General features: G+C 74.7%; 11 protein-coding genes. 5 read left to right on the forward strand and 6 right to left on the reverse strand.

What is annotated here, in order from left to right:
* Positions 1 to 88: 88 nt before the first annotated feature.
* The 4 genes from KUM38_RS02700 to KUM38_RS02715 are packed head-to-tail and all read right to left on the reverse strand — an operon-like array spanning position 89 to position 5,094.
* Entirely contained in the window at positions 89 to 1,456 is a 1,368-nt protein-coding gene (locus KUM38_RS02700; RefSeq protein ID WP_217127628.1) for an AAA domain-containing protein, read from the reverse strand.
* Complete coding sequence (locus KUM38_RS02705; protein WP_217127629.1) at positions 1,453 to 3,054, reverse strand: hypothetical protein; 1,602 nt, start codon at positions 3,052 to 3,054, stop codon at positions 1,453 to 1,455. The genes KUM38_RS02700 and KUM38_RS02705 overlap by 4 nt, the downstream gene beginning before the upstream one ends.
* Positions 3,045 to 4,184, reverse strand: coding sequence for a hypothetical protein (locus KUM38_RS02710; protein WP_217127630.1), 1,140 nt, complete (start codon positions 4,182 to 4,184; stop codon positions 3,045 to 3,047). The genes KUM38_RS02705 and KUM38_RS02710 overlap by 10 nt, the downstream gene beginning before the upstream one ends.
* The gene (locus tag KUM38_RS02715; protein ID WP_217127631.1) at positions 4,135 to 5,094 is read right to left on the reverse strand and encodes a phosphatase PAP2 family protein; all 960 of its coding nucleotides are present in this window, start codon (positions 5,092 to 5,094) and stop codon (positions 4,135 to 4,137) included. Before KUM38_RS02715 ends, KUM38_RS02710 begins: the two co-directional genes overlap by 50 nt.
* A 186-nt stretch (positions 5,095 to 5,280) precedes the next feature.
* On the opposite strand from KUM38_RS02715, the gene KUM38_RS02720 reads away from it, so the two are divergent.
* Positions 5,281 to 5,880, forward strand: coding sequence for a histidine phosphatase family protein (locus KUM38_RS02720; RefSeq protein WP_217127632.1), 600 nt, complete (start codon positions 5,281 to 5,283; stop codon positions 5,878 to 5,880).
* Positions 5,881 to 6,089: 209 nt separating this feature from the next.
* Here the strand turns inward: KUM38_RS02720 and KUM38_RS02725 are convergent, their stop codons facing one another.
* On the reverse strand, positions 6,090 to 7,538 hold the full coding sequence (locus KUM38_RS02725; RefSeq protein WP_217127633.1) for a hypothetical protein: 1,449 nt from the start codon (positions 7,536 to 7,538) through the stop codon (positions 6,090 to 6,092).
* A gap of 256 nt (positions 7,539 to 7,794) precedes the next feature.
* On the opposite strand from KUM38_RS02725, the gene KUM38_RS02730 reads away from it, so the two are divergent.
* From KUM38_RS02730 to KUM38_RS02745, 4 genes are all read left to right on the forward strand, one after another.
* Positions 7,795 to 8,181: a hypothetical protein gene (locus tag KUM38_RS02730; RefSeq protein WP_217127634.1), complete on the forward strand. Its 387-nt coding sequence runs from the start codon at positions 7,795 to 7,797 to the stop codon at positions 8,179 to 8,181.
* Positions 8,182 to 8,322: 141 nt separating this feature from the next.
* Entirely contained in the window at positions 8,323 to 9,192 is an 870-nt protein-coding gene (locus tag KUM38_RS02735) for a spermidine synthase (RefSeq protein WP_217127635.1), read from the forward strand.
* 99 nt (positions 9,193 to 9,291) lie between these two features.
* Positions 9,292 to 10,554: a sensor histidine kinase gene (locus KUM38_RS02740; protein WP_217127636.1), complete on the forward strand. Its 1,263-nt coding sequence runs from the start codon at positions 9,292 to 9,294 to the stop codon at positions 10,552 to 10,554.
* Positions 10,551 to 11,225: a response regulator transcription factor gene (locus tag KUM38_RS02745; protein ID WP_217127637.1), complete on the forward strand. Its 675-nt coding sequence runs from the start codon at positions 10,551 to 10,553 to the stop codon at positions 11,223 to 11,225. The genes KUM38_RS02740 and KUM38_RS02745 overlap by 4 nt, the downstream gene beginning before the upstream one ends.
* Before the next feature lie 362 nt (positions 11,226 to 11,587).
* On the opposite strand, the gene KUM38_RS02750 is transcribed toward KUM38_RS02745, so the two are convergent.
* Positions 11,588 to 12,154 (reverse strand): hypothetical protein, encoded by a 567-nt coding sequence (locus KUM38_RS02750; RefSeq protein ID WP_217127638.1) that lies wholly within the window; start codon positions 12,152 to 12,154, stop codon positions 11,588 to 11,590.
* Positions 12,155 to 12,197 lie beyond the last annotated feature (43 nt).

The following is a 12,197-nucleotide window of genomic DNA, read 5'->3' on the forward strand; positions in this document are numbered from 1 at the left end:
CGGGGCAGCGGTGCCCGGACCGCGCACGGTCCGGGCACTGTGCCCGGTCGTCCGCCGCTCGGTGACCCGCGGACGATGACGCGTCCGTTCAAGCGGAAGCGAACGGCGAGGGCCGCCATCCCACCCGGTGTTCCGCGAGGTGCGCCAGGACCGCGTGGTTCGCCTCCCAGCCGTCCGGGAACTTGACCAGCGTGCCCAGCTGGACCGGCTCCGTGGACGGGTAGTCGTCCAGGAGGTCGGTCACTCCCTCGCGGCAGACCACGATGCAGGCGTGGCGGTGGCGGGAGGCCAGGACGCACAGGCGTCCCGTCTCCAGGTGGAAGGCGGTGGCGTCGGGACGGCCGGAGAGGGGGTGGAGGACCACCGTGACGTCGTACTCGCGGCCCTGGAGCCGGTTCGCCGTGTCGACGGTGACGTCCGCCACGCCCAGTTCCGCGAGCGCCGCCCGTACGGCGGCGGCCTGGTCGCGGTGGGCGGTGCCGACGGCGATGCGGTCGGCGGTGAGGGGGGTGGGCTCCGGGGAGCGTTCGGAGGTCGCCGCGCCGCCCCGGTCCAGGAGGCGGCGTACGACGAGCGCCACCGCGCGGATCGCCTCCGGGTCCGTGCGCGGGGTGTGCCGGGCGGGGAGTTCCAGGAGGCCCCAGCCGGTTTCCGCCGCCTCGTCGATCACCCGGTCCGGGGCCGAACCGTCCGACGGGACACCGAAGGAGAGGCGGCGGTCGCCGTGGTCCGTGCCGCTGCGGAACGGGGTGTACGGGTAGAAGGCGTCGGAGACCAGGGGAGCCGCCGACGCCGGGAGGCGCCAGGACACCGGCAGGCGGTGCTGCGGCAGTTCCGGGTTGTGGGCGAGCAGAGTGGTCACGGCCGAGGCCGACGGGTCGTACGACAGGCCCGCCCACTGCTCGCCGCCCACGATGGAGAACGGGTCCAACTGGCCCGGATCACCCACGAACAGGGCCCGCTCGAACAGGTTGGCCACGGCGAGCAGCGCGTCCGAGCGCATCTGGTACGCCTCGTCGACGATCGCGTGCTCCCACGGCTCGACGCCCTTGACGTGCGCCCACTTCGCCGCCGTGGAGATCACCACGGGCAGGCCGGCGAGATCGGCCGCCTTCGCCGACGTACGGACGTTGTCCAGCACGTCGAGCGCCTTGTCGTACGGGTCGGTGTCACTGCTGTGCAGCCGGCCCACCGGCAGTTCCGGGTTCTTCTCGGCGAGGCGGAGGACCAGGTCGTCGACCTGGGCGTTGGTCTGCGCCACGACCATCAAGGGGCGGCCCGCCTCCGCCAGTTCCAGCGCCGCCCGCACCACCAGCGTGGACTTGCCGGCGCCGGGCGGGGAGTCGACGACGACACCGCGCGCGGCGCCGCGCAGGGTGTCGCGGAGGATCGCGTCGGTGGCGCGGGAGGCCGCCGCGCCGGGGTCGAACACGGCCTGCTGGGCAGGAGCGGTCACAGCACGTCCTCCTCGGTCACCGGGTCGGCGGGCTCCGGTACGGCCTCCTCACCGGGTGGACCGCCATGGGTCCACGGGGTCTCCTCCGGGTCGGGCAGCTTCGCGCCGCCGCGCGGTTCGTGTTCGAACAGCGTGAAGCACAGGCGGTCGCCCTTCTCCGGGACCGACCCCTCCTCCGGCTCCTTGCCGCGGCCCATCTTGTCCATGACGCGCAGGACGAGGAGACCGCCCTCCGGACCGTCCTCGTAGCCCACGAACTCCACCGTCTGCGGCTTCCCGCCCAGCGAGCGGTACGCCCGCGCCCGCTCGCCGAGGTGCGGGCGGTCGTCCGTGCGGACAGTGACCAGCGGGCGCGGGCTCGGCCGCTTGCTCTCGCTGTACGCCATCACCACGTCGACCACCTCGCCCGCGAACGCCTCCCCGGACAGCCGCCGGGCCGCCATCACCAGCGGGTCGTCGAGCGCCTCCTGCGCCTCAAGGCGGGCCTGTTCCCGCTCGCGCGCGGCGAGCTTGTTGGCCGCGGTCACCGCGTCGTCGCGGCGCGGCTGCGGCGGCTCACCGGACAGGACCCGGTCCCGGTGACCGGTGAACGACCAGCGGTCGCGCGTCCACCGCTCCTCGACGCGCGCCCCCTCCGGAAGCCCCGCCAGCAGGTCGAGCCCCCGCCACACCGCGTCCCAGGTGGGCCGGGTGCGGCTCTCCACCAGCGCGCGGATCTCCCGCTCGGCGGCGGTCAGGGCGCCGAGGCGGTCGTCGGCCTCCAGGCCGTCCTCCGCCGCCGCGAGCGCGGTACGGGCGCGGTCGTAGCGCTCGATCGCCGGGGCGAGCAGCTTGTTGTCGAACGCCGGGTCGGTCGCCGGGCCCGCGGGCGGGCACACCAACTGGCCGTCGGCGTCCCGCGCGAGCTCGGCCTCCTGCGCGGCCTGTGCCCCCGAGCGTCCCGCGGGCGGATCGATCCAGGCGAGCAGCGCCCCCAGGTGCTGGTCCTCCAGGGAGGACTGCCCGGTCGCCCAGTGCCGGGCCAGTACGTCGGTCATGGCCAGCAGCAGGGAGGAGCCGGGCACCCGGGCCCGCTCCCCGAAGTGCGTCAGCCACCGCCCGAGCAGCGGCACCCGGGGTGGCGCCGGGAACGGGGCCTCCGGGTCCTGCTCCGCCGTGCGCCGGAACCGCATGGAGCGCCCCAGCAGCCGTACGAGGTCGATACCGGCCCGGGACGGCACGATCAGCTGGGGCGCGTCCGCGCACAGCTCGACCTCGACCTTGACCCGCTTGCCGGTCTCCGGGTCGGTCTCGGAGCGCTCGGCGGCCTCCACGGCGTCCGCGAAACCGTCGACGTACGGCAGCACCACGTCGGCCAGCTCGGCCAGGAACGCGAACCGCAGATCGCGGTCGCGCGGCTGCGGCACCACCAGCAGCCGCGGCGCGTCCCGGTCGGTGCCCACCAGCGCGCCGAGCGGGGCGCCCGCCTCGCCGGCGGTGATGAGCGGTACGAACACCAGGGGCCGCGCGGAGAGGTGCCGGTGCCGGACGGTGGCGGCGGGCTGGGCACGGCCGGTGCTGACGGCCTCGAGGCGGGCGAGGGTGGCGATCAGGGACAAGGAGCCACCTCCAGGGCGGCCGCTTCCAGTGCCTCCGCGCGCAGGGCCGCCGCCCTGCGCAGTGCCGCCACCGCCGGGTCGTCGGGGTCACCGGCCTCCCCGCGGGCCGCCGCCAGTACGTCCTCGACCGTCGTCAGACCGCCCAGCTCCGCCCGTACCGGACGGCCCAGGCGGGTCACCGCGCCCTGCGCGCGGGAGCGGTCCCGGCAGTGGAAGGCCAGCTCGCACGCGGACAGGCACTCCGGCGCGTAGGTCGCCGGGACCGACTCCACGGCCTCGGCCAGCCGCTCGGCGGGCAGCTCCGGCGAGAAGCACGTGCCCTCGGGGAGCGTGTCGGCGATCTCCTCGATCCGGGTGAGCCGGTCCAGCTGACGGGCGGTCACCGCACGCTGCTTGCGCACGTCCACGGCGGACGCGGTGGGCAGGTTGGAGAAGTCCTTCGGGCACACCAGCAGGATCCGGTGCCGCACGCGCGGGGCCGGGTCCAGCCGCGCGGCGACCCGCTCCAGGGCCAGCACGTACACCGCCGACTGGCGCGCCGCCGCGCCGACCTTCGCCGGGTCCGCGGCACCGTCCAGCATCGGGAAGGACTTGATCTCCACGACCGTCCAGCTGCCGTCCGGGTGCACCACCACCGCGTCCGGCTCCAGGAAGGCGGGAGAGCCCGCGACGTCGAGCGCGAGCATCGGATGGTCGAGCAGCGTCCACGTGCCGGGCGCCTCGGTGGCCTCGCGCAGCGCCAACTCCGTACGGGCCGTGCGGCCCTGCGGGCCCTGGGCGGTGAGGTCGGGCACGCGCGCGTCGGCGGGCGGTTCGGCCGCGCGGTCCAGCTTCTCGTGGGCCAGGCGCAGCAGTTCCGTACCGCCGTCCGCCTTGACCTTCGCCTCGAACGCGTTGCCCCGCACGAACGCGAACTGGGACTGGCCGAAGACCGACGGCGAGCCCAACGCGTCCGCCAGCACCGCCTTGTTCACCCCGGCGCCGTCGAGGATCGCGCGCCGTCTGCAGCCCGGGTTGGCGGCGAGGGCGGCCAGGGCGCGCGCGTCCAGCGCCTTGGCCTGCACCTCCGGGCCACGCAGCTCAGCGAGCCGGTGCCGGAGCGCCTTCTCCCGCGTCCGAGGGGGAGGCACCCGATTCGGTTCCTGGTCCGTACCGCGACTCGGGGTGCCGCTGCCGTGGAAATCGCTCACCCGCGGAAGTCTGGCATCCGGCACTGACAATGGGGGAATTCACGCCGGAGGAGTCCGCCGGGGCGGCCGCGGGGCGGGACAGGAAGCGGGCCTTCGCCCGGTCCGCCGAGCGCGTCACGACGGGGGCCAGCAGCAGACCGGCGCCCATGACGGCGGCGCCCGCGGCCGCGTCGAGGAAGTAGTGGTTCGCGGTGCCCATCACCACGATCACGGTCACCAGCGGGTAGACGACGGCGGCCGTCCTCGTCAGGCGCGTACGGCCGTACCGCCAGAGGATCACCCCGCACCACAGCGCCCAGCCCACGTGCAGGCTCGGCATCGCCGCGTACTGGTTGGTGAACCCGCCGAGGCCCCGTGGGGCGCTGGCCTCGCCGGCCCACCAGCCGTACGCGCTGTAGTGGGCCATCGTGTCCACGAAGCCGTGGCTCGCGTCGAGCAGCCGGGGCGGACAGGTGGGCAGCAGGGTGAAGCCGATCAGGCCGATGAAGGTCGAGGTCATCAGCCAGGTGCGGGCGGCGCGGAAGTGCGCCGCGCGGGAGCGGAACAGCCAGACGAGGATCGCCGGGGTCACCAGGTAGTGCAGCGACGCGTACCAGAAGTCGGCGGGTATGCCTATCCACGGCTCGCGGGTGAAGAGACGGTTCAGCGGGTGCTCGGCGTTGAGGTACAGCGCCTTCTCGATGCGCAGGATCGCCAGGCCGTGGTCGACGGCGTCGGAGACGTCGCCCCGGACGACCAGCCGTCCCGCCGAGTAGCAGGCGTACACCAGGAGGATGAGCGGCAGCTCCGTCCACCAGCGCAGCCGGGTCGCCGGGGCAGCCTCGGTACCCGGTGTCTCGGTGTGCGGCATCCGATCGCTCCCCCTTGTTCTCGCGCGGCGCTCCGTCGGCGGCCAGCCACTCTACGGTGTGCGCGCGTCCCCCGTGGTACGTCCTCGGCCCTGAGAGACGTTGAGATCGCCCTCCGGGTTGCCCGCGACCAGGGTGCGCGATGATGGGAGGGTTCCGCCTGCGAATTTTCACCCGGAAGGTCTCCCATGGCACCGCGCATCCTGCTGGCCCGGCACGGACAGACCGAGTGGTCGTTGTCCGGCAAGCACACCGGCAGGACCGATGTGCCGCTCCTGGAGGAGGGCCGCCGGGGCGCCAAGCTGCTCGGCGAGCGCCTGCACCGGGCGCCGTACGACGGGCTGCCCGGCGTCGAGGTGCGCACCAGCCCGCTGTCCCGCGCGCGGGAGACCTGCGAGCTCGCCGGTTTCGGCGACCGCGCGGAGACCTGGGACACGCTCATGGAGTGGGACTACGGGGCGTACGAGGGCATGACCCCGGCGGAGATACAGGCGGTGCGGCCCGGGTGGCTGATCTGGCGCGACGGGGTCCCCGAGGGGGAGTCCCTGGCCGAGATGACGGCCCGCGCGGACGAGGTGGTGGCCTGGGCCCGCTCCGCCGACCGTGACGTGCTGGTCTTCGCCCACGGGCACATGCTCCGGTCGATCGGTGCGCGGTGGCTGGGGCTGCCGCTCGACTTCGCGGCCCGCATCCGTCTGAACCCGACCTCCCTGTCGGTGCTGGGCTGGGCGTACGGCGAGCCGGCCGTGGAGTCCTGGAACGAGACGGGGCATCTGGCGGCTGTCTGACGCACGGGCCACGTGGCTGTGGCCGTCCGGCTCCGGTTGCGCGATCCGGCGCTCGCGGGGTGCCCCGCGTGGGTGCCGGCCGGGGGTGGGTCGCGCGGCCCGGCGCTTGCGGGGTGCTGTCGCGCCCACCCGTGCCGCCCTGGGGGTACCTCCCAGGCCCTTAAGGCACTGGGGGAGGCACGACTGCCCGCGGTGGCGCGTCCGGTGGGTCACACCGCGCGGGGGAGTGCTCCGTGGCGGTCCAGGAAGGCTGATACGCCTGATGCCCGGCGGTGGGGGAGCAGGACGCGGGATGTGCCTGCCAGCATCGTCCGGACCCGGGACGACTGGACCTCGTTCAGCAGGTCCAGTACCCGCATCCCGGCCTCGGCCGCCTCGTCCGGCCGCCCTCCGCGGGCCAGGTCGTCCGCCAGCTCCGCCGTGTACAACGCGATGTTGCGGGTGAAGTGCGGGTCCTGGAGCTCCGCCGCCCGCCGTGCGTGCCGCGCCGCGCGCGGCCAGTCGCCCAGCGTCGACCAGCACTGCGCCTCCAGCCCCTCCAGCTCCGCCTCCCCGTAGAAGCTCATCCACTCCGGGTCCGCCTCCGAGGTCCCGCGCTCGAAGTACGCCTGCGCCCGGGCCAGCGCCTGCTCGCAGCCCGCGCGGTCGGCGAGCCCCGCCCAGCCGCCCGCCTCCCGCAGCGCCAGCAGCGACATCAGCCGCGGGGAGCCGAGCGGACGCGCGGCCCGCTGCGCGGCCTGCGCCGCCCGCACCGCCTCCCGGGGCCGGCCCGCGTCCCGCGCGAGGAACGCCGTGTTGCAGAAGGCGTGCGCCTCCACACCCGGATCCCCGGTCACCCGCGCGGTCGCCAGCGCCTCCGCGTAGTGCGAACGCGCGTCGTCGAAGCGGCCCGAGTCGTGCGCCAGCCAGCCCACCGAGATGGCCAGCTCACCGGCGCCCGAGTACAGCCGGTCCGCCGTCCGCTGCCGGGTCGTCCCCGCGTCCAGCAGCGCGTAGGCGGCACGCAAGGGGGCCGCCGCGCGGCGGTAGAGCCCGTCCGCCCCGTGCCGGTCGTCCAGCAGCCGGATGCGGCGGACGGCTTCCTCCAGGGCGCCCGCGTCGCTCGCCCCCGCGCGGCGCACGGCGCGCTGCGCCGCCGAGGCGTCCGAGGCGAACCCGTACGGGCTCAGTGAGGCGGCGGCCACCGTGGCGCCCCCGCCGGTCATGAATGCGCGACGCAGCACGTCGCTCTCCTCGTGGTCGTGCGTGTCGTACGTGTCGTACCGGTCCTGCGTCTCATACGGCTCGTACGCCCCGCTGGTCTCACTCGTGGCGTTCGCCGGGTTCTCGGTGGGGGCCGGAGGCGTGTCCCCGGCGGCCCGGGCCCCACGCCCGCGTACCGACGAGCGGGGCGCGAAGCCCAGGTCGGTCAGCGTGCGGCCGGGGAACATGTGCAGGAACACCCGTTCATAGGCGTAGTTCGGGCAGCGGATCTCGCCCGCCTCCACCCGGTGCACGTACCGCGCGTCACAGCTGACCCGCTCGCCGATCTCGCGGGCGGCCCGCCGGACCGCCGCGGCGAACTCGGCCGGCGAGCGCGGTCCGCGCAGGTGCCGGAAGACGAGGTTCGGCCGCGGGGGCCGAGGGGGCTGGGACGAGGGCACCGTTGACGACGCCATGGTCGGGTCCTCTCTGCGAACCGTCGAACCATGCCGGAATCAGGGACATTTGTCCGTGTGCTGCCCTGTTTCCGGCGGGCAAGAACGTACCTGCTGTGACGGAGTCACTACGCGGAGTTTGGCAACAATCCGGATATGTCATCCGCGATCTGCCATGAACTGCCATCCTTTGCGGCGGACTTTCGTCGTAGCCGTTGACGTTCCGGCTCGTTGAGCCCTGTGGACCGGGGGCCCGATGTGCGCGTTGGAGGCCGGGATGATGACCAGTCGGAGCAGGGATCCGTTGGAGCTGCCGAGTGCGGACTGTGACGTGGTCACGGTTCCGGCGCGACAGGGCCTGGAGGCGGTCGACATCCTGCGGCGCGGAGCCGGGGACGCGGTGGGGCCGGTGCTGCACGACGACGGGTGCGACACGCTCGGCTTCCTGGTGCCGCCGGGGACGGCCGCGGCCTGGGACGTGCCGGGCAGTGTCTGTACGGAGACGGACGGCTGCGGGCTGGGACCGGTGCCGGAGCCGGTGGGGGAGGGGGCGGACTGGCTGCTGCCGCCGGGGGAGGCGGAGCCGGCGACGGATCCCGCGGCGCTGCGGGAGGCGCTGGACGAGGCCCAGCGGACGATCGAGGCCGCGGACGGGTGTGCGTGAGCGTGAGCGTGGGGTGTGGGCTCGGGAGGGGTTTCGTCCCCGCCGCCCTTGCCCGTTCCCGACCCGTTCCCGTCCTCCGAGGGCTCTGCCCTCGAACTCCCCCAGAGGGGGCGCCCCCGGAGGGGCTGAGAGTATGGGGGGATGGGAAGGACCAGGAGCAGCGGGCGTCACCAGTCATCCGTCGAGGCCGTCGTCGAGCGGGTCGACGGCGGGCTCGCCCGGCTCGTTCCGGACCGGGAGCGGGCGCGGGGCTGGACGCTGTTGATCGACGGGGCGCCGCAGTCGCACGTCGACCTCGACGACCCGGCGTACCTGTCCTTCGAGTACCAGCGCCGGTTCGGCCACGTCGTCGATCTCGTCGCCCCGCCCGGCAAACCCCTGCAGGCCGTGCACCTCGGCGGCGGCGCCTTCACCCTCGCCCGGTACGTCGCCGCCACCCGCCCCCGCTCCACCCAGCAGGTCGTCGAACGGGACGCGGCGCTGGTGCGACTGGTCCGGCGCGAACTGCCGTTGGACGCCAGGGCCCGCATCCGGGTGCGTTCGGCGGACGCCCGCGAAGGGCTCGCCAAGGTGCCGGACGGCTGGGCCGGTCTCGTCGTCGCCGACGTCTTCAGCGGGGCCCGCACCCCCGCCCACCTCACCTCGGCCGAGTTCCTCGACGACGTCCGCAGGGCCCTCGCCCCCGGCGGGGTCTACGCCGCCAACCTCGCCGACGGGCCGCCCCTCGCGCACCTGCGGGGCCAGATCGCCACCGCCGCCGCCCGGTTCGCCGAACTCGCGCTGATCGCCGACCCCGCGGTGCTGCGCGGCAAACGCTTCGGCAACGCCGTCCTGGTCGCCTCCGACGCGCCCCTGCCGATCGCCGAGCTGACCCGCCGGGCCGCCTCCGACCCGCACCCGGGCCGCGTCCAGCACGGCAGGGACCTCATCGACTTCACCGGCGGGGCCGCCCCCGTGACGGACCGGGCGGCGGTCGCCTCACCGGCGCCACCCGCGTCCGTCTTCCGGTGACCGGGCGGGCCGGTGAGACCCGCACGACCTGGATCCGCCGGGCCCGCCCGACCACCGCGCGTCTCCTGACCCCGTCCCGCCGCGCATAGGCTGGGGTCCATGACGTCAGTGGAGGAGGAACGCCCGCGCGCGCTGCTGGCGGGGGCGTCGCGCCGGTGGGTGCGGCTGCTGCCGTGGGGCGTGGCGTTCGTGCTGTGCGTCGCTCTGCTGCCCACCACCATCCAGGTGCTCACCGCCGACTACGGCCTGAACGGCGGCGTCGCGAGCGCGCTGGCCGTCGCGCAGGCGGCGCCGCTGCTGCTCGCCGTCGTCCGTCCGCTGCGGGCGTGGTACGTGATCTTCGTCGCGGACGTGGCCGGGGCGCTCGCCCTGCTCACCGTCGACTTCGAGGAGCGGCTGCTGTGGCCGTTCCCGCCCATGGAGATCGTCGGGTACGTCGGCCTCTGCCTCGCGCTCGGTCTGCGCGAGCCGCGCCGGACGCTGCTGCTGGTGTGGCTGGCGACGGCGGGCGCGAACGTCGGCCTGGGATTCGTCGCGCCCCACGGCACCACCGCCATGACCCTGCTGATGACCATCCTCGGCGGCGTCACGCTCCTGCTCGCCGCCGCGCTCCGCGAGCGGTACGAGGTCCAGCGCAGGCTGGCCGAGCAGGAGACGATCAGCGAGGCCGAGCGTGACCGGCGGACGCTGCTGGAGGAACGCGCCCGCATCGCGCGCGAGCTGCACGACGTGGTGGCGCACCACATGTCCGTCATCACGGTGCAGGCGGACACCGCGGAGTACCGCCTCGACGAGCTGCCGCCGGATGTGCGGGAGGAGTTCACGTCCATCGCGGCGACCGCGCGCGAGTCGCTCGGCGAGATGCGACGGCTCCTCGGCGTGCTGCGCAACGAGGAGGCGCACGGCGAGCTCGCGCCCCAGCCGGGCCTGACACGGATCGGGCAGCTGGTGGAGGCGACGGTGCGGGCGGGCATGCCGGTGGAGTTCACCCCCTGCGACGCCGACGTGCCCGAGGCGGTGGGTCTCTCCGCGTACCGGATCGTCCAGGAGGCCCTCGCGAACGTCGTGCGGCACGCGCCGGGTGCCCCGACGCGGGTGTCGGTGTCGGTGTCGGAACCGCTGTCGGTGTCGGATGCGGAGTCCGTCGCGGAGGACGGCGCGCGGCTCACCGTCCTGGTCGTCAACGGGCCGCCGCCCGAGCCGCCCGCCGGGCCGCTCGAGGTGGGCGGCACCGGGCACGGCCTCGTCGGCATGCGCGAGCGGGTGCGGCTGGCCGGCGGCACCCTCGACGTGGGGCCGCTGCCGGACGGCGGCTTCCGGGTGGCCGCCCGATTTCCCCTGACCGAAAAGGACTTCACGTGACCACGCGTGTCATCATCGTCGACGACCAGGCCATGGTGCGGGCCGGCTTCGCCGCGCTGCTGGCCGCCCAGAGCGACATCGACGTGGTGGGCGAGGCCCCCGACGGGGTCCAGGGCGTCGAGCTGAGCCGGCGCACCCGTCCCGACGTCGTGCTGATGGACGTCCGCATGCCCGAGATGGACGGCCTCGAGGCCGCGCGCCGCATCCTCGCGCCCCCGCCGGGCGTGACCCACCGGCCGCGGGTGCTGATGCTCACCACGTTCGACGTGGACGACTACGTCTACGAGGCGCTGCGGGCCGGCGCCAGCGGCTTCCTGCTGAAGGACGCGCCGCCGGCCGACCTCATCGCGGCGGTACGCGTCGTGGCCTCGGGCGACGCGCTGCTCGCCCCCTCCGTGACGCGCCGCCTCATCGCGGACTTCGCCCGGCAGCGTCCCGCCACCCGGGGCAGGCCCGCGCTGCGGCTCAAGGCCCTGACGCAACGCGAGACCGAGGTCCTCACCCTGGTGGCCCGCGGCCGGTCCAACACGGAGATCGCGCAGACGCTGGTGCTGGCCGAGCAGACGGTGAAGACACACGTGAGCCGCGTCCTGACCAAGCTCGACCTGCGCGACCGCGCCCAGGCGGTGGTCTTCGCCTACGAATCGGGGCTGGTGGCCCCGGGCGAGTAGGACAGCCCCCGACCGGGGCCGCGCCCCGGGACCGCGAACGCATCGCCGTTCGAGGCGGAGGGGCCTGCGGTCCCTGGTGCTCGCACGGTGCCGGTGCCGGTCTCCCCGAGCCGTGTCGGGCGGGGCGCGGTCTCGTCGGCGCCTACATGCTCGCCGGCTCGCCGCCCACCCACCGCGACCACACCGCGGCCTTCGCCGCCTGCGAACGCGACGTCCGCGGGATTCGTCGAACTGAACCAGGCACAGGTCGGTGAAGGCGGCGCGGCGCTCTTCCCCGCCACCGCGGACCGGGCGCCCGGCCCACACCGCCCTCGTCCTGCCCGAACCCGTCGGGGACTGACCCCGGAACGGCCGGACACCTCTCAGTACGTTCCGATCTCCACCCGCGGCGGTCCGTCGTGCCAGGTGCAGAAGACCGACACCCGGTCCGCGCCCGAGGTGAACTCCACCCGGATCCACGACTCCGTCTTCCACACCTGCATCGACCAGCCGGCCCCCGGGGTCGCCGACACCAGCGACGCGGAGGTCTCGCCGAGGTCGAACACCGCCCGGCCGCCCTCGGTGTCGTAGCCCTTCACCTGGCCGGAGGCGGCCGGAGCGGTGGGGGAGGGGGCGGGCGGGGGCGTGGTGGTCCGGGACGGCTTCGGATCCGGATCCGGATCCGGCTCGGGGGACGCCGCGTCGGGTTTCGCCGACGGTTCCCGCGTCTCCCCGGCGTCCTGCGGACCCGCCGTCCCGGAGGGCCGCCGTGTCGACGACGACACCGGCTCCGACTGCTCGTCGGCCGCGTCGGCCGCCGCGATGGGCAGGGCACGGGGCGGGTCGTAGGCGGTGCCCTTCATCACCGTGCTGACACCCCACCACGACAACGTGACCGCCGCGCCCGTGGCGAGCAGCCAAGCCAGTACGTGTACGAGTCCTCTGCGCATCGTCGGTCCATACTGCCCCATCGGCCTCAGGGGTGTCGCGCCC

Source organism: Streptomyces sp. AC558_RSS880 (assembly GCF_019049255.1).
Classification (GTDB): Bacteria; Actinomycetota; Actinomycetes; order Streptomycetales; family Streptomycetaceae; genus Streptomyces.

Bases quoted from the DNA above. Each gene is read 5' to 3' on its own strand.
- KUM38_RS02725 (WP_217127633.1), bottom strand. From the start codon at position 7,538: ATGGCGTCGTCAACGGTGCCCTCGTCCCAGCCCCCTCGGCCCCCGCGG.
- KUM38_RS02720 (WP_217127632.1), top strand. From the start codon at position 5,281: ATGGCACCGCGCATCCTGCTGGCCCGGCACGGACAGACCGAGTGGTCG.
- KUM38_RS02740 (WP_217127636.1), top strand. From the start codon at position 9,292: ATGACGTCAGTGGAGGAGGAACGCCCGCGCGCGCTGCTGGCGGGGGCG.
- KUM38_RS02750 (WP_217127638.1), bottom strand. From the start codon at position 12,154: ATGCGCAGAGGACTCGTACACGTACTGGCTTGGCTGCTCGCCACGGGC.
- KUM38_RS02735 (WP_217127635.1), top strand. From the start codon at position 8,323: ATGGGAAGGACCAGGAGCAGCGGGCGTCACCAGTCATCCGTCGAGGCC.
- KUM38_RS02730 (WP_217127634.1), top strand. From the start codon at position 7,795: ATGATGACCAGTCGGAGCAGGGATCCGTTGGAGCTGCCGAGTGCGGAC.
- KUM38_RS02715 (WP_217127631.1), bottom strand. From the start codon at position 5,094: ATGCCGCACACCGAGACACCGGGTACCGAGGCTGCCCCGGCGACCCGG.